Annotated in this window: 15 protein-coding genes and 1 pseudogene; 5 read left to right on the forward strand and 11 right to left on the reverse strand. The window is 47.6% G+C overall.

Annotation, left to right across the window (positions count from 1 at the left end; all coding sequences use genetic code 11):
• Nucleotides 1–82: 82 nt before the first annotated feature.
• The 3 genes from EVJ33_RS06490 to EVJ33_RS06500 form a co-directional block, all read right to left on the reverse strand.
• On the reverse strand, nt 83–736 hold the full coding sequence (locus EVJ33_RS06490) for an SMI1/KNR4 family protein (RefSeq protein ID WP_131435545.1): 654 nt from the start codon (nt 734–736) through the stop codon (nt 83–85).
• 216 nt (nt 737–952) lie between these two features.
• Complete coding sequence (locus tag EVJ33_RS06495; protein WP_034778818.1) at nt 953–1,150, reverse strand: CsbD family protein; 198 nt, start codon at nt 1,148–1,150, stop codon at nt 953–955.
• Nucleotides 1,151–1,205: 55 nt separating this feature from the next.
• A complete protein-coding gene (locus EVJ33_RS06500; protein ID WP_131435547.1) occupies nt 1,206–1,604 on the reverse strand; it encodes a hypothetical protein in 399 nt (132 codons plus the stop codon).
• Between the two features lie 146 nt (nt 1,605–1,750).
• Here EVJ33_RS06500 and EVJ33_RS06505 point away from each other — a divergent pair, with 146 nt between their 5' ends.
• From EVJ33_RS06505 to EVJ33_RS06515, 3 genes are read left to right on the forward strand one after another with little or no spacing between them, the layout of a single operon-like run.
• Nucleotides 1,751–2,683, forward strand: a complete 933-nt coding sequence (locus tag EVJ33_RS06505; protein WP_131435549.1) for an ABC transporter ATP-binding protein — start codon at nt 1,751–1,753, stop codon at nt 2,681–2,683.
• A 5-nt stretch (nt 2,684–2,688) separates the two neighbouring features.
• Nucleotides 2,689–3,828 (forward strand): ABC transporter permease, encoded by a 1,140-nt coding sequence (locus tag EVJ33_RS06510; protein WP_236634552.1) that lies wholly within the window; start codon nt 2,689–2,691, stop codon nt 3,826–3,828.
• Nucleotides 3,815–4,915, forward strand: a complete 1,101-nt coding sequence (locus tag EVJ33_RS06515) for an ABC transporter permease (RefSeq protein ID WP_131435553.1) — start codon at nt 3,815–3,817, stop codon at nt 4,913–4,915. Before EVJ33_RS06510 ends, EVJ33_RS06515 begins: the two co-directional genes overlap by 14 nt.
• Before the next feature lie 41 nt (nt 4,916–4,956).
• On the opposite strand, the gene EVJ33_RS06520 is transcribed toward EVJ33_RS06515, so the two are convergent.
• Nucleotides 4,957–7,635, reverse strand: coding sequence for an HD domain-containing phosphohydrolase (locus EVJ33_RS06520; protein ID WP_236634553.1), 2,679 nt, complete (start codon nt 7,633–7,635; stop codon nt 4,957–4,959).
• Nucleotides 7,636–7,837: 202 nt separating this feature from the next.
• Between EVJ33_RS06520 and EVJ33_RS06525 the strand changes: the two genes are divergently transcribed.
• Together EVJ33_RS06525 and chrA are read left to right on the forward strand one after the other, a co-directional pair.
• Nucleotides 7,838–8,146, forward strand: a complete 309-nt coding sequence (locus EVJ33_RS06525) for a PadR family transcriptional regulator (protein ID WP_131435555.1) — start codon at nt 7,838–7,840, stop codon at nt 8,144–8,146.
• Nucleotides 8,147–8,151: 5 nt separating this feature from the next.
• Nucleotides 8,152–9,333 (forward strand): chromate efflux transporter, encoded by a 1,182-nt coding sequence (chrA, locus tag EVJ33_RS06530; protein ID WP_131435557.1) that lies wholly within the window; start codon nt 8,152–8,154, stop codon nt 9,331–9,333.
• A gap of 38 nt (nt 9,334–9,371) precedes the next feature.
• Here chrA and EVJ33_RS06535 read toward each other — a convergent pair whose 3' ends face one another.
• The 7 genes and pseudogenes from EVJ33_RS06535 to EVJ33_RS06565 form a co-directional block, all read right to left on the reverse strand.
• Complete coding sequence (locus tag EVJ33_RS06535) at nt 9,372–9,875, reverse strand: YdcF family protein (protein WP_131435559.1); 504 nt, start codon at nt 9,873–9,875, stop codon at nt 9,372–9,374.
• Between the two features lie 85 nt (nt 9,876–9,960).
• Nucleotides 9,961–11,193: a DHHW family protein gene (locus EVJ33_RS06540; RefSeq protein WP_131435561.1), complete on the reverse strand. Its 1,233-nt coding sequence runs from the start codon at nt 11,191–11,193 to the stop codon at nt 9,961–9,963.
• Nucleotides 11,194–11,211: 18 nt separating this feature from the next.
• Nucleotides 11,212–12,642 (reverse strand): MBOAT family O-acyltransferase, encoded by a 1,431-nt coding sequence (locus EVJ33_RS06545; RefSeq protein WP_131435563.1) that lies wholly within the window; start codon nt 12,640–12,642, stop codon nt 11,212–11,214.
• Nucleotides 12,632–13,177 carry a hypothetical protein gene (locus EVJ33_RS06550; protein ID WP_131435565.1) on the reverse strand — a complete coding sequence of 182 codons (546 nt, stop codon included), beginning with the start codon at nt 13,175–13,177 and terminating at the stop codon, nt 12,632–12,634. Before EVJ33_RS06550 ends, EVJ33_RS06545 begins: the two co-directional genes overlap by 11 nt.
• Nucleotides 13,178–13,202: 25 nt before the next feature.
• Nucleotides 13,203–14,312 (reverse strand): non-hydrolyzing UDP-N-acetylglucosamine 2-epimerase, encoded by a 1,110-nt coding sequence (gene wecB, locus EVJ33_RS06555; protein ID WP_131435567.1) that lies wholly within the window; start codon nt 14,310–14,312, stop codon nt 13,203–13,205.
• Nucleotides 14,313–14,392: 80 nt separating this feature from the next.
• A pseudogene (gene tagH / locus EVJ33_RS06560) lies at nt 14,393–15,169 on the reverse strand (teichoic acids export ABC transporter ATP-binding subunit TagH); the annotation flags it as partial.
• 12 nt (nt 15,170–15,181) lie between these two features.
• Nucleotides 15,182–15,979, reverse strand: a complete 798-nt coding sequence (locus tag EVJ33_RS06565) for an ABC transporter permease (protein WP_058764376.1) — start codon at nt 15,977–15,979, stop codon at nt 15,182–15,184.
• Nucleotides 15,980–15,986 lie beyond the last annotated feature (7 nt).

Below are 15,986 nucleotides of genomic sequence, written 5' to 3' on the forward strand. Positions count from 1 at the left end.
GCTGGGTAATGAAACTTAAATCGATATTTCAAAATTATAATAACAGAGCATTGAAGAAATCCATTCAATGCTCTGTTTTATTTTAAAAATTTAGTCCTAACCAATTTTTAAATCGGTTGGCAGTCTCCCCCTCAGCTAGAATGCCGCTTGTTGAATTCATTGTAAAAGGGAGCCACTGATTATCTTCACATCCTACAAATCCTAAGCTTGACCAACTTTCAATGAGTTCAATGAAAGTGTTTGCTAATCGATAGCCATGGCCTTCTCCATCGTCATGACTCAAATAGATAATTGGAGCTTCATCGAGACTGTCTATTAAGTCAAAGGCAATGTAATCTCCATTTCCGACTTCACAAAAGACGAGCTTGTTGTGCCAAATTTTGTCGTACTTATCTTCCGCATTTGGAAACACTTGATTGACCCACTCTTTTCGTTCTTCTTCCAATCGCGGAAGGCTTTCTATACTCCAATGAAAGTTGCTACTAACCGAATCTCTAAACTCGTGTGGGGTGACTAAATCCTCAGGCAGAGACCAATAAAAGCTGAATCCCCCAGAAAACTCTTGTAAAACACGTTTAAAACTCTCGGGCAACTGGACTCCAAGCCGTTTCTCCATTTGAAAAATTTGCTCTTCAGAAATGGGGTTTTCAACTACAACTTCCTGAACATCTCCACCCAACTGTTGAATCCGGGAAGCAATGGCGTGAGTTCTTGTTTCTAATAACTCGTAATTCATTTCGTTTCTCCTTTTCACTCCAGACCAATTCCCCGATAAAATGATATACCTACAATTCACTAAAGGATACGCTAGTTTAGCTTTTACTTCTTTCGTTTTTGTCAGTTACCCACCTTGCTGTCTCACCTTAAGAACGCATTAGAATCGACGATTCACGTCCAAGTCTTTTGACCAAATGAAAAAAGGGAAGTCGCATGGATTGCGATTTCCCTTTGCTTAGCGGCGTTCGTCTTTCAGACTTTCAAGATTTTGTTGGGCTTGACCCGTCTTCTCTTTGGCCGTCCCCTTCACTTGATCTTTTTGCCCTTCACGTTTGAGCGATTGATTGTCCGACGCTTTGCCGACCGCTTCTTTCGCTTTTCCTGCCGCTTTATCAATCAAACCATCGACTTTTTTGTTGAGTCCGTCTTTCATCTAAATCTCCTCCTCGTGATATCATGTCTAATTGATGTACCACTCTGAGGAAAACTCAAACATAGTGCTCTTTGACGAGCACCCGGAACCGGGGACGGACGGTCAGTTCAATCGTCGTCACCGTACGATTCCGATCTTCGTTCATGACGATCAACAGCTCGCCGTGGTCACGTCGATCTTCGAGCACTTCCACTTTCCCGACCGTTCGCAGCAACTGATAGTAAAGCAACTCGCCCGACGCGTCTTTGACGTTCACTTCGAACTCATGATAACTCGGTGAGATTTTGAAGTAGAACGACTCCGTTCCGTTCGAGAAGCGGAACACCGATTCGTCATAATAGAACGGGAGTGTCGTGTCCATCCGCTTTGGCTCGACCGTACAAAACAACGCCCACGCCATTTCATCTGGAAACTTCTCACTCGACTCTTCTTTATTGAACTGCCACTTTTTCATCACGATCCCTCACTTCGACTCCCATTAATTGTCTGAATAATTCGACTATTACATTTCATTCGGCAACGGGTTCGGAAGTTCCTGCAAACGGGAAGAAAACCTTGTACGCTATTTCACGTTCTTGAATTGAAAGGAGTTGCGTCAACGTGTCCATCATCGCCCTCGACCATGTCACGAAACGGTTCGGTGAGACGATTGCCTTAAACGACTTTTCACTTCACGTCGAATCCGGCGAACTATTTGGTCTGCTCGGACCGAACGGGGCCGGCAAGACGACCGCCATCTCGGTCATGCTGAACTTATATCCTGCCGACAGCGGCACCATCCGTATTTTCGATCATTCGATGCCAAAGGATGAACTGACGATCAAACGACGCGTCGGCATCGTCCCGCAGCACGTCTCCGTGTACGATCAGCTGACCGTCTTCGAGAACATCCAATTTTTCGCCGAACTGTACGGCTTCAAGCCGGCCGAGGCGAAACAAAAGACCGTGGCCGCCCTCGACTTCGTCGAACTCACCCCGCACCAAAAGAAACGTCCGCCGGAACTATCCGGGGGGCTCCTTCGTCGTCTCAACATCGCCTGCGGCATCGTCCATGAACCAGAACTCATCTTTATGGATGAGCCGACCGTCGCCATCGACCCGCAGTCACGTAACACGATCCTCGAGAATATCCGCGAGTTGAATCGACGCGGGGCGACAATCATCTATACGTCCCATTATATGGAGGAAGTCGAGATGCTCTGCGACCGTGTCGCCATCGTCGATGAGGGACGGATTATCGCGGAGGGGACGCAAGATGAACTGAAAGATCAAGTCATGACGCTTGAGACGGCTCGGATTAAAGTCGACGCCCTCACCCCTGGCCTCTTGGAACGACTCGAGTCGCTTGATCGGGTGAAGAAAGTCGATTACGATGAACCTTTTCTTGACGTGTCGCTCGAGAAAGATACCCCACTCGCCCCACTCCTTGACGTGCTTCACGACGAGCAGATCCGTTTCACCTCGATCACGGTCGACCGCCCGTCACTCAACACCGTCTTCCTGGCCCTGACCGGTAAGACGCTGAGGGAGTGAGCGCGATGAAACTTTGGACGTTCATCAAATTCGATGTAAAACAACAACTGCGTGACCGCTCGACCCTGTTTTGGATGCTCATCTTCCCGATTATTCTCATCTTTGGACTCGGCACGATGCTGTCAGCCATCTTCAACAGCAACTTCTCACTCCCGGTCACGGACGTCGCTTACGTCGAGCAGTCGACCGACGATTACCGGGTGCCGCTCGAGACGTTCCTCGCCGACGACGACATCAAAGCATTCATCAATCTCGTCCCGTACGATAGCATCGCCGCTGCCGAGACCGGCGTGAACGATGGTGACGCCGACGTCATCCTCCATTTGGACGGTCCCGATGTCCGTCTTCTTTACGAGGAACCGTCAACGATCGAGTTCGATGTCATCGAAGCTATTCTTCGACAATACACGGACGTTGCCAATCAGCAAATCACGCTCGCCGAGGCGGGCGTCTCCTCCCCGTTCACGCCTGAGACGTTCATCGACAGCGAGAGCGTCGACTTGTCAGGACGAACCCCGACGTCGCTCGAATATTTCACCGTCACGATTTCCATCATGACGGCGCTATTCGGTGCTTTCTATATCACGGGCATGCTTAGCGAGGAGCAGCCGATGACCGGGAGCTATCTTCGGATTCAAGCCGCCCCCGTCAAACGGATCGAGTATCGCCTGGCCCGAAGCTTAAGCCGGTACACCCTCATCTTCCTGCAACTCGTGCTCGTGTTTTGGTTCAGTCACTTCGTGTATCGTAGCTTCTCACTCGACTACGTTCACTTCAGTCTATTGTTCCTATCTTGGCTCGCCCTCGCTTTATATGGCACCGCGTTCGGTTTCTTCATATCGAGCTTGCCCCGTATCTCGCGCGCGACGAAAGACGCGATCGTCAACGGGTTCGTCGCCATCATCATGATTCTCTCCGGCGGCTACGTCCCCGGTTTCGACCAAGTGACACTGAGCGTCGCGCCATGGGCCCAGTACGTCTTTATGCCAATCTTCATGCGGGAAGGGATACTTCAGGTGCTCCTACGCGGTGGTGACACGGCCGTGTTTTGGCAGAGCCTCGGCTGGCTCGCCATCCATTTGTTCGTCTTAGCCGCCCTCAGTCTGTTGCTATGGAAAGGGGGAAATCGCCGTGGTGCTATTTAGGCATGTCGCCAAACGCATGCTCCGGAAAAAAGGGCTCTGGGTGTTCACGTTCGTCTCCATGTTCGGATTTGCGCTCATCCTGTCTTTCCTCAACTCGACGTCCGCCTTGAACGCCTCGATCGGCATTCTCGACCGGGACGGCGGGACACTCGCTGGTCGCGTGATTGAAGAAGCAGGACGATTCGGTTCGGTGACCCCGCTTGATACGGACGAGGCGGATGAGGCGTTACTCCAAGGACAGGATGTCGTCCTAATGATCCCGGACGGATTCACCGAGGCGCTCTTGAATGGTGAGACGCCGCGATTATCTTTCAGCGCGACCGAGGGAAGTGACGCCGCCTTGATCGAGCAGGCACTCAATTCATATCTGTCCCGTGAGCGACAACTATTGATCGCAAGTGAGTTTGACGAGGAACGTTTCACCGAACTCGCCGAACGCGAGACCGAGAACGGCTATACCCTCTCGAGTGAGCCGTTCCAACAGAGCGTGGCGACGACGGCGCGGACGCAGGCGTTCCTCGGTCTCTTATCGTTCGTCATGATGTCGGCGTTCTTACAGTTTATCCCTTTGTTCGTCGCCGACGACCGGGACGAAAAGATTTACTCGCGTCTATTCGCGGCCCCGGTCACACCACGGCGTTACATCGGTTCGCTGTTCTTGTCGTTTTGCGCCGTCGGACTGCTCTACGTGCTCATGCTGCTCGCTTTCAGCGCCGTACTTTATCGACAAGACATTCTCGCCCACCTGCCTGTCCTCACCCTGTTGTTCATCGTCTATTTATTCGTCTGCCTCGCCATCGGTTCACTCATCGCCATCTTGGCGACGAATCGAGAGAAAGCGAATATTTGGCAAACGTCGGTGACGATGGCCGCTGCCATCACGGGGGGCGCTTTTATCAGCCTGACGTGGCTACCCGATACGCTCCAAGTCGTCGGACGCTTCTTGCCGACGTACTGGTTCAACTATGGGGTCGCGCAAATGTATGAAGACCATTTTCCAATCCGATCCGTTCTCATGATGATCAGTATGACGTTCGTCGTATTAACGGTAACGGTCATCGTATTGAAAAAACGACCGCTCACATGACATCAAAAAAGATGAGACACTCGATCAGAGCGTCTCATCTTTTAATGTTGTAACGTTGGAACGACCTTTTGGAAAAAGACTTCCACGAGTTGAGGATCGAATTGACGACCCGCTTCCTCTTCAATCACAGCTAGCGCTTCGTCAAGCGTCTTCGCTTGCCGGTACGGTCGACCCGTCACCATAACGTCGAACGTATCGGCGATTGAAATAATGCGTGAGGCGAGTGGAATATCCGTCCCGCGAATTCCTTTCGGATACCCTTTTCCGTCCCATCGCTCATGATGAGCCAAAACGATTTGTGACAAAGTCCCATACTCAGGAACCGTGTTCAAAATATTATAACTGACTTCGGGGTGACGTTTAATCTCAAGCCACTCCGCTTCTGTCAAAGCGGTCGACTTGTCCAGGATATCGTTACTGATGGCAACTTTTCCGATATCGTGTAAGATCGCCGCCGTTTTCAACTCGTTTACTTCGGAGCTCGATAAATGCATCGCTTCCCCAAGCTTACCGGCAAGCTCCGCCACTCGTTGCGAGTGCGCTTCCTCACGCGGGATTTTCTCATAGAGCGTCCGCATGATCAACTGAATCGAGTGGTGGCGCCGGCTTTGTTTCTCCGATACTTTATGATGATACATCGTATCTTCGGCAAAATTGAACACTTCGGTCATCGGGAGCGAGTCATCCAGTTTCACGGCTTGACCGAACGAGGCCGAGATGGGTAACCCTTCAATCGAGCGTGCCAATAACAAACGGCTCAATCGTTCTGACAAATACTTCGCCTCATGGAGTTCCGTATTTGGCAAAATGATAACGAACTCGTCACCACCGATCCGCGCGATCGTGTCTTGATTCCGTACCTCATTCTTTAAAACCTCTGACGCTTCAATTAAGAGTCGATCGCCGACGAGATGACCGAAAGCATCATTTGTGAGCTTGAGACCGTTAATATCGACGATAATCAACGCGAGCGGATAAAATTCTTCGGTATCATAAGTCAAAAGCGCCTCTTCAAAATAGCGACGATTTTTTACGCCAGTCAATTGGTCATGATAACTTAAATATTCGATTTCCATCTCATATTTCTTTTTATCTGTCACATCACCAATGTATCCGTGCCAAAGGACGTGACCTTCTGCTAACTGTTCAGGTCGTGAAGAGCCTAAAATCCAAACCGTGCGTCCTTCGTCGGTGACGATTCGAAACTCGGCATCCCAAATCGTTAAGTTGCGATAAGACTCGTCGATACTCGCCATGACATATGGATAGTCCTCCGGGTGCATCTTCGCAAATACTGTGTTTGCGTCAGCTTTCACTTCTTCGGACGAAATGCCAATCATTTCTTCGAAACCTCGACTAAAGAATGGGAACGAAAAAGAGCCATCTTGCTTCAATTCAAACTGATAAATGGCCCCTGGGATTTGATCAGACAACTTTGTGAGCAGCCGGTCTCGGTCGGCAAGTTTTTGCTCGAGTTGAACCCGCTCCGTCACATCCTTGGCAACCGCATAAATATAGTTCCCTTGAACTTTGCAATGCCACTCAATGGAGCGATAATCTTCGTCAATCGTCCGATAGCGATTGACGAAACGGAACAGTTCGCCTGTTTGTGATAATTCATCAAACGCAGCCTCGGTTTTCTCCCGATCATCGGGATGAACAAGACTGAGGAACTTCATGTTCTCTAACTCTTCAAGCGAATGCCCGAGCACCCGCTCCCATGTTTTGTTCAAATACAAGACATCTCGAGTGCTCAACGACATGATGCATTCCAAATCGACCGTGGCGAATCCGTTGAACATCGATTCTTTCACTTCTTCTGGATCATGGTCTGGTGTCATCTGTGCGAGGATATGGTGAATGTAAAGTTCGACCAAACCAAGACGATTCGCCTGACGGTTCGCATTCATGACAATCGTCAAGTCGCCATAAAAGACGTCGTCCTTTTCAATCTTAAAGATGATAACTTGACCAAGATCAAAAATGCGAACGAGATTTTTGACGAGCCGCCTCGGTAAAATCCCTTCTGTCAACGCTTCAATCTGATCGTATACAATCGGATTGACCGCTTCATTCAATCGAATATGCTCGGGATACACACCCCATTTTTTCCCTACCGGATGAAACCCTAACACATCTAAGCTCCGCTCAACCGTCTCGTTCAATCCGCTCAAGGCGACGGTCGAATACGTTTTCCCGTCTGGATTCATTAAATTGAGGGCGACCGCCTTAGCGCCAGTGAACTCACGAATTTGATCTAAAAACTGTTGGTTCATCAATAAATCGCGCCCACTCGAGATGAAGCGTTGTGACACGTTCACGAGTTGTTTCAACGCATTGTTTTCTTGTTTATATGACGTAATATCGTGAAAAATCACGGAGATATAATCGGCTCTTTCACTGAAGATGCTCAGCTCAAACCAGGCTTGATTGCGACGCGAATAATGTTCAAAGGAAATCGATTCATCACTCGTTATCGATTTCGCGATTTGATCAATCCACTCCCGCTCACTATATTCAAAGTCTTTTAAAATCTCTGTGACCCGCCCACCGATAAATCGTCGCCGATTTGACTGCATAATCCGTTCAAATGACTCGTTCACATCCACGAACACATAATCGACAGGGCGATTCGACTCATCGTAAAGAACCTTGAACTCGACATAGCCTTGGGGCAAATGACGTAATAGAGATTCATGGCATTTATCCTGGTTCAGCACGGTAACTCCTCCTCGCGATGGATTATGTCCTTAAGTTTACCCCATTTTGGATATATTCCCTAGATTTCCCGATTTAATTCTTCAGAATATGCGCACATTAAGTTTCTGTAAAGGACACCTCGCGGGTTGCATCATTTGTTCCCTCTTGTTAACATGATTACGAAAACCGATATCGAAAACCGATTTTAAGGAGATGATGAACGTGGAAGACCGCGTCCTTCGAAAGTTGTTCCTCGGTTTCATTCACATTCATATTTTGCACCATGCTGCCGACCATCCGGTATATGGGGCGTGGATGGTCGAAGAACTTCGAGAGCATGGCTACTCGATCAGTGCCGGCACGCTCTATCCGATTTTACACAGCATGGAACAGGACGGCCTGCTCGTCCGAACGAATGAACTCGTCGATGGACATATCCGCAAAAACTACACGACGACGGAAAAAGGGATCCGTGTGTTGGCTGAAGCCCGTCAAAAAGCGTATGAACTGTTCAAGGAAATTAAGGAGTGAATCACATGTCTAACCAACGTGTAACGTTTAAGACGTTACTTGAGATTTTATTCGTATCGACCCGGCTCGGCCTGACCTCGTTCGGCGGACCGGTCGCCCACCTCGGCTACTTCCATGAAGAATACGTTCGTCGCCGCAAGTGGATGGACGAGCGTGCCTACGCCGACCTCGTCGCCCTTTGTCAGTTCTTGCCGGGCCCGGCCAGCAGCCAGGTCGGGATTGGTATCGGGATCGTCCGCGGTGGCATTCTTGGTGGCATCACCTCGTTCATCGGCTTCACGTCACCGTCCGTCATCGCACTCATCTTGTTCGCTTTGCTCGTATCTGGTTTTGACGTCTCGGACGCGGGCTGGCTGTATGGACTGAAAGTCGTCGCCGTCGCGATCGTCGCCCATGCCATTCTCGGCATGGCCGGCAAACTGACACCGGACGCAAAGACACGGACGATCGCGTTTTTCGCGCTCGCAGGGGTCTTGTTGTGGCAGACAACCTATAGTCAAGTGCTCGTCATCTTGCTAGCGGGTCTGGCCGGGTTCTTGCTGTTCAAACCACAAAATCTCGACGTCAAATCAGCTTCGTTCCCGCTCTCGAAACGGCTCGGGGCGACGCTCCTCGGTCTGTTCGGTGCGCTCCTCGTCATCTCGCCGATTTTACGGGAGACAATCGAACATCAATCGATTGCCATGTTCGACAGCTTTTACCGCGCCGGGGCCCTCGTCTTCGGCGGTGGCCACGTCGTCTTGCCGCTCCTCGAGCGTGAACTCGTGCCGGCCGGCTTCTTGAGCGAAGAGGCGTTTCTCGCCGGTTACGGGGCCGCTCAAGCCGTACCAGGACCACTCTTCACGTTCGCATCCTATCTCGGGACCGTCATCAACGGCGTCCCGGGCGGACTGCTCGCCACGTTCGCGATCTTCTTGCCGGCGTTCCTGTTGATTCTCGGCGCCTTGCCGTTTTGGGATGCGCTCCGTCGCAACCCGAAAGTCGCCGGTGCACTCATCGGGGTCAACGCTGCCGTCGTTGGGATTTTGATCGCTGCCTTCTATCAGCCGATTTTCACGAGCACAGTGAATGGTGCGGTCGACTTCGTCTTCGCAGCTTTCTTGTTCGCCATGATCGCGTATTGGAAAATGCCGCCTTGGGCGCTCGTCATCGTCGGCGTCATCGGTGGAATGATTATCGGTACGTGATCACACGAAAAAGGGACTTCATCACGAAGTCCCTTTTGTCATGGCCGCCATTTCCAGCGCGTATAGTTGATGAACAATTTTACATAGGCCAGCTGTTCCCGAACGACGTACTTCCATTTCGTTGCCGCCGGCGTCTTCGCATAGAGCGCATCGGTCGCAAGTCCAAAATACAGCTTACCGACGAGTTGGGCTCGCCTGACGTGAAAGTCGTTCGTAACAATCGTCAACCCAGGCTCTCCATCCCAAATCGAACGGCTGAACAAAAAATTCTCGTACGTCGATGTCGAGTCTGCTTCCACATGGATTCGCGCCTCATCAACGCCACGTTTCATTAACTCTCGTTCAATGACGCGCGCCTCGGCCATCCCTTCGTCGGGTCCTTGTCCGCCGGAAGCAATCAGCTCGATGTGTGGATGCTTGTTCGCATACGCAGCCGCCGCTTCAATCCGGTGCAATAAAGCACGGGACGGTTGAATCCCATTTACTTTCGCACCGAGAACGAGGACGTAACGATACGTGCCGTCTGCATGTCGTCGTTTCACTTGATTCACCTGCCTACCTGTTAGTATAGCTGGTCTTCATAAAAAAAGGCCAATCATCGCGTGGATGATTGGCACGTTGTGAACATTAAAAACTATTCGAATAATCTTCAGCTAGTCCACTAATGACGTCATTGTGCATGAACATGACACCATCTACGTCTTCTTCAACGATATATTCTGAAATATCGATATCCTTTGTATACCGCACATCAAACACGGTAATTTCTCCAACGGACTCCGCTAACAACCCGAGCAATGGATTGGCGTAAGAATCTTTTAGGACAACGATATGACGATCATTCGTTTTACTTTTTTGCTCGATTTTTAAGTGGCTGTAATTTCCACCCATGAACACACCATAGTAATCTTCAAACGGATCTGTCTTTTTCAATTCATTTCGATCGATCACTTCGCGGTTGCATGACTCAAAACTCATGCACACTTGCGAATTAAACCCTTCCGTCGGCTCCCAGTACTCTAAATAATCTGCTGATTTCACGTAAGGAAGCGAAGCTTTTCGCGCGTACGTCCCATAATAAGGAGTGGTCATGCTTTTTGACTCCCAATGTTCTTTCGGTAACGTCTCTAATTCCGGAAACTCTTGTTGAAGCGTGGACATAATTTGCTCATATCCTACATAGGCTCCATTGATTGACCAGTGATGATCTGTTTTAAAGTAAACATCTTCTATATCGTTTTCCTTTAATGAATCATACAAATCAATCACTTCAATCCCGACTTCATCTAAAACCCCATGCATGACCTTTCGCGATTCATCATTGTACGAAGGGATATGACTCGGAATCAGTCCTTGTGCATCCGCAAAAGATGCCTTACTAGGAGCTGATGCGAACCAGACTGGTACCTCTGCTTGTTTCATGTCATTTGAAAATTGACCGAACGGTTCTTTGAACCCATCGAAATTCTGAACTTTCTCAGCCGGTTCAAGCAACATGCCACTTGGAAGACCATAGATGCCGTTACTCAGCGGCTGAAGCAATCCATTTTTCCTCACAAAACCGTTAATATATACCCAACGATCGCGTTGAAACACTTGGTCGTTCGTATACGTTTCAAATTGCTCCGTATAGTCACCTTCAAAGAGACTAGTAAAAGAAAAGTCTGGTTTTTGAGCCAATTCACGGCCTTCGACGTGAGAGATTTCACGGTCATCTCCTAATGTATACACGGCAAGACCTAACAAAAGGGTGCCAAGAAAAATCATCATAATCAATAGATTGATCACCGTAGATGATTTTTGACCTTTTCTCGCTTTAGGACTCCGGCCTCTGTCATCAGATAATTTTAAGTTTGGCATATCAGCACTCCTCTTTGATTAAAAACGGAAGTAAATAAACGGATTGAAGGTACTGGACACGATAAATGAAATGGAGATGACGAATAAAAGAGAAATCCCTGCTGCTCGAATCAAACCTGTAAAGATTCGATACGAGACATTCGTAGATTCGACCTCATATTTTAGAACCTTCATCGTCAGCCATTTCGGAATCGGTGTAGCCGCAATCATAGCGATTAACAATACAGCTCCATACTGCATTAAATAAAACTGAGACGTCGAATCAAACAACGGCGTGTTATTTAACGCGAACATCGTTTGCAAATACTCGATGGCGTATGGGAAATTGTCTGCTCTGAAGAATACCCAACCGATGACAACTACAAACAATGTAAATAGATGCGCCAAGGCAGCTGGAATCCGTGCCAACCATTTCCCGAGAAATGCTCGTTCAAGCATGATGAAAATCCCATAGTAGGCACCCCAAGCGACGAACGTCCAACTTGCACCGTGCCATACTCCAGTAAGCGTCCACACAATCGCTAAGTTACGATAAGTCTTCCACGGGCCGGAACGATTTCCACCCAACGGAATATAGACATAGTCCCGGAACCAACTTCCGAGTGAAATGTGCCATCTTCTCCAAAACTCTGAGACTGATTTTGAGATGTACGGATAATTGAAGTTTTCAAGAAAGTGAAAACCAAACATCCGGCCAAGTCCGATTGCCATATCTGAATAACCCGAGAAATCAAAGTATATTTGTAACGAATATGCGATAATACCAATCCATGCTAACGTCGTTGAAATTTCGCCTGCTGGGCTATTGAACACTTGGTCTGCTACATAGCCACAACTATTTGCTAAAATCATTTTCTTACCGAGTCCAATGACGAACCGTTGAATGCCCGAAACGAAATCGTCCAACGTTTCGCGACGATCATTGATTTCATCGGCCACTGTTTGATAACGAACAATCGGGCCGGCAATCAACTGCGGGAATAATGCGATATAGAGCGCCAAGTCTAGTGGATTCTTTTGAACTTTTCCGTCTTTCCGATACACATCGATGACGTAACTCATCGCTTGGAACGTAAAGAATGAAATCCCGATTGGTAACGGGATTTCTGGATCATTCAAATTCAGACCGAACAGCGAATTCGTGTTTTCCACGAAAAAACTGGCATATTTAAAGACGCCAAGCATACCGATATTTCCTAAGACCATCGCAACCATCGTCGCTTTTAAACGCTTGGCGTCATGTCGGTATCGATCGACCCAAAGCCCGAACATATAGTTCATCAAAATGGAGACGAGCATAATCATGACGAACCTTGGCTCGCCCCATGCATAGAAGAACAAGCTTGCCGCGAGCAATACGAAGTTCTTTAAAAAACGGGGAGACACGAAGTACAAACCAAGCACAATCGGTAAGAAATAAAACAGAAATACCGATGAACTAAATAACATGTGCGTCGTCCTCCTCGTCTTCCTCATCCTTCTCATCTAATGGTTCATCTGCGAACAAGGAGAGCCATGCGTCATTCATCACGATATATGGCTCTTCATACGATGAGTCGGTCAAATAAAACTTGAATGCGAGTTTAAAGAACTCAGCACCTTTTTCCAATTCGATTTCCTCTCGGAATGAGAATGTATCGCTCTTCAAATTGTACCGTTTCTTCAAGTTCACAATCCGTTTCGTTTTGTTGTATTGCATATAGTAGACTTCAATGCGCGTTCCAATCGGAAGATTCGCTTCAAAACTGCCTTCCACGAGTAAACGATTGGCATCCATCAATTTTGCATCAGGACGATAAATTTTACTCGGTGGCACGTCAAATTTTTGATCGAACATTTGAACGTACAACGAGGAAGATGCCTCGTAATCGCGAAAACTGATTTTTGTCCGGTACTGTTCTTCCGTTGCGTGCATCATGTCTTTATCACCCATCGGAAAATAGTGGTAAATAGCTGGACGGATATATCGTTTACGAATCATCATAGTGATTACTCCTTCATGAGAGGACTTATTTATTGAAGTGCGTCAAAATCGCATCAACAATGCGTGCTGAAGCTTGTCCATCTCCGTATGGGTTTGAAGCGATCGACATATCGTGATGCTTCTTCTCATCAGATAGCAATTCGTCTGCTAATCCAAAAATGGTTTCTTCCTCGGTACCTGCGAGCTTAAGCGTACCTGCTGCAACACCTTCTGGTCGTTCCGTCGTGTCACGTAGAACGAGGACCGGTACGCCGAGTGATGGGGCTTCTTCTTGAACTCCGCCTGAATCGGTTAAAATCAAATGTGATTTCGCCGCAAAGTTGTGGAAGTCGAAGACGTCGAGTGGCTCGATCAATTGCACGCGGTCTAGGTCGTGAAGAATCTCATTCGCTAGTTCACGAACAACTGGGTTCATGTGGACCGGATAGACCACTTCGATATCATCATATTTTTCAATGAGACGACGCACGGCACGGAACATATTGCGCATCGGCTCTCCGAGGTTTTCACGACGGTGGGCCGTCAACAAGACAAGACGACGTCCTTGTGCAGTGATCTCATCAAGGATCGGGTTCGTGTACGAATCATTTACCGTTGTGTTCAACGCATCGATCGCCGTGTTCCCGGTCACGTAAATCATGTCCTGTTGCTTACCTTCAGAAATTAAGTTACCCGCTGAAACATCGGTCGGCGCGAAATGAAGATTTGCCAATACACCCGTTAGCTGTCGGTTCGCTTCTTCTGGGAACGGAGAGTATAAGTTGTAAGTCCGAAGACCTGCTTCGACATGCCCGACAGCCGTTTGATTGTAAAAGGCCGCGAGTGAAGTCGCAAATGTCGTCGTCGTGTCACCATGCACGAGCACGATGTCCGGTTTTGCTTCTTTGATGACATTGTCCATCCCATGAAGGACCCGTGTCGTCACGTCAAACAACGTTTGTTTGTCCTTCATGATATCCAAATCGTAATCCGGTGTGATTTTAAATAAGTTTAAGACTTGATCAAGCATTTGTCGATGCTGTGCTGTTACCACAACAATCGGCTCTACCCCTTCACGTTTCTTCAATTCAAGTACGAGTGGGGCCATCTTGATTGCTTCAGGACGTGTTCCAAAAACAGTCATTACCTTAATCATCCCGTCATCTCCTTTGTTTGTTGAGTTCTTGGTAATACAATCGTTTCACCTAAATCATTCGAGTCGACGATTGTCGTACGTTGCGTCAATTTACTTTCTTTATATTGATTTTGTTGGGACTTGGTTAATTGACGATACCATTTTAAGAACTTGTTATATTCTCCGACAATTTCTTCGACAGGACCATATTCACGAATTTCTCCATACTCTAACCATAGAGCCTGTGTACAAAACTGTTTTACTTGAGAAACGGAATGACTGATAAAGAAAATCGTCTTCCCTTGGTCTTTAAATTCATTCATTTTTGTTAAACATTTGTCAGTAAACGTTTGGTCACCGACAGATAAAGCCTCATCAATGACTAAAATGTCAGGATCGATATTAATCGAGATGGCAAATCCGAGACGTGATTTCATTCCGCTTGAATAGGTTTTTACAGGCTGATGAATGAATTCCCCGATATCGGCAAAATCGATGATTTCAGGTGTCAATGCTGCAATTTGCTCTTTACTCATCCCGAGCATCAAGCCTTTCAGCTCAATATTCTCCATGCCGGTGAGTTGACCGTTTAGACCAGACGAAATCGCAATCAGTGCGGTTTTCCCGCGCAATGTGATTTGTCCGTGTGTCGGAGGCATGACATCTGCTAACAAATTGGACATGGTAGACTTACCTGAACCGTTAATTCCAATGATCCCAACGACCTCACCAGGAGGAACCTCAAAGCTAACGTTTCGAAGCGCGTAAAATTGTGTGCCATTCGTCTTCCCTGTAAAAATCTCTTTTAATTTATCACTCTGTTTTCGATAGAGGGTATAGCGCTTAGAAACATTTTCAAATTTCACTTGTGACGTCATCAGATACCCTCCTTAAATGTAATCGATAAAGTAACGACGGAAACGCATATGCACATTCGAGCCTACGAAGAACAAAATGAGGACGATGCCCCAATAGTAGAAGCCCCATTCCCAATTTTCCACAATCCAATCCGTGCCTAAAAACATGGAGCGATAGCCTTCTACGAGGTAATAAAGGGGATTCAATTGAAGTACTTGTTGAACCCAACCCGTAGGTAACCAAAAAATCGGTGTTAAATAAAGCATCATACGCATAACGGACATGAGCAAGTTTTGCAAATCGCGAATGATCGTTGTTAAAGCTGATGTCAACAGTGCGAGCGCGTAAAGCAAGGCGACAGCGCTAATTAACAAATAAATCAACCAGAACGTATGCAATCCTGGGTAGTAACCAAAGAAGGCAAGCAAAACGAAACTGACAAGAATCATCCCGAAGTGTCGATAGAGCAACGATAATAAAACGTATGCCGGAATCGTACTGAGGGGGAAGCTCATTTTAGAAACGAGCCCGATCCGCGAGTACACGGAACGGGCAGTTGTCGTAATTGCTGGGCTGATAAAAAACCATACAATGATTCCGCTGACCAACCATGGTAAGAACGCGACACCATCTATATCTCTTCCTTCTCGGATACCAAAACCAAACACAAACCAGTAGACCGAGATTTGAAGAATCGGTGTCACTAATTCCCAAAGAAACCCTAAGTATTGCATCGAATACATACTTTTTGTTTCATACATAGAGAGTCTCAATATTAAATAGAGACTCTCCCGAATTTCAGAATATATTTGCTTAGGAGCTTTTAACATAAGCCCA

Source organism: Exiguobacterium sp. SL-10 (genome assembly GCF_004337025.1).
Taxonomy (GTDB): Bacteria; Bacillota; Bacilli; order Exiguobacteriales; family Exiguobacteriaceae; genus Exiguobacterium.

Excerpts from the sequence above, each read along its gene's own strand:
- EVJ33_RS06490 (WP_131435545.1), bottom strand. The coding sequence starts at position 736 with ATGAATTACGAGTTATTAGAAACAAGAACTCACGCCATTGCTTCCCGG.
- EVJ33_RS06495 (WP_034778818.1), bottom strand. The coding sequence starts at position 1,150 with ATGAAAGACGGACTCAACAAAAAAGTCGATGGTTTGATTGATAAAGCG.
- EVJ33_RS06500 (WP_131435547.1), bottom strand. The coding sequence starts at position 1,604 with ATGAAAAAGTGGCAGTTCAATAAAGAAGAGTCGAGTGAGAAGTTTCCA.
- EVJ33_RS06510 (WP_236634552.1), top strand. The coding sequence starts at position 2,689 with ATGAAACTTTGGACGTTCATCAAATTCGATGTAAAACAACAACTGCGT.
- chrA (WP_131435557.1), top strand. The coding sequence starts at position 8,152 with ATGTCTAACCAACGTGTAACGTTTAAGACGTTACTTGAGATTTTATTC.
- EVJ33_RS06540 (WP_131435561.1), bottom strand. The coding sequence starts at position 11,193 with ATGCCAAACTTAAAATTATCTGATGACAGAGGCCGGAGTCCTAAAGCG.
- EVJ33_RS06545 (WP_131435563.1), bottom strand. The coding sequence starts at position 12,642 with ATGTTATTTAGTTCATCGGTATTTCTGTTTTATTTCTTACCGATTGTG.
- EVJ33_RS06550 (WP_131435565.1), bottom strand. The coding sequence starts at position 13,177 with ATGATGATTCGTAAACGATATATCCGTCCAGCTATTTACCACTATTTT.
- wecB (WP_131435567.1), bottom strand. The coding sequence starts at position 14,312 with ATGATTAAGGTAATGACTGTTTTTGGAACACGTCCTGAAGCAATCAAG.
- EVJ33_RS06565 (WP_058764376.1), bottom strand. The coding sequence starts at position 15,979 with ATGTTAAAAGCTCCTAAGCAAATATATTCTGAAATTCGGGAGAGTCTC.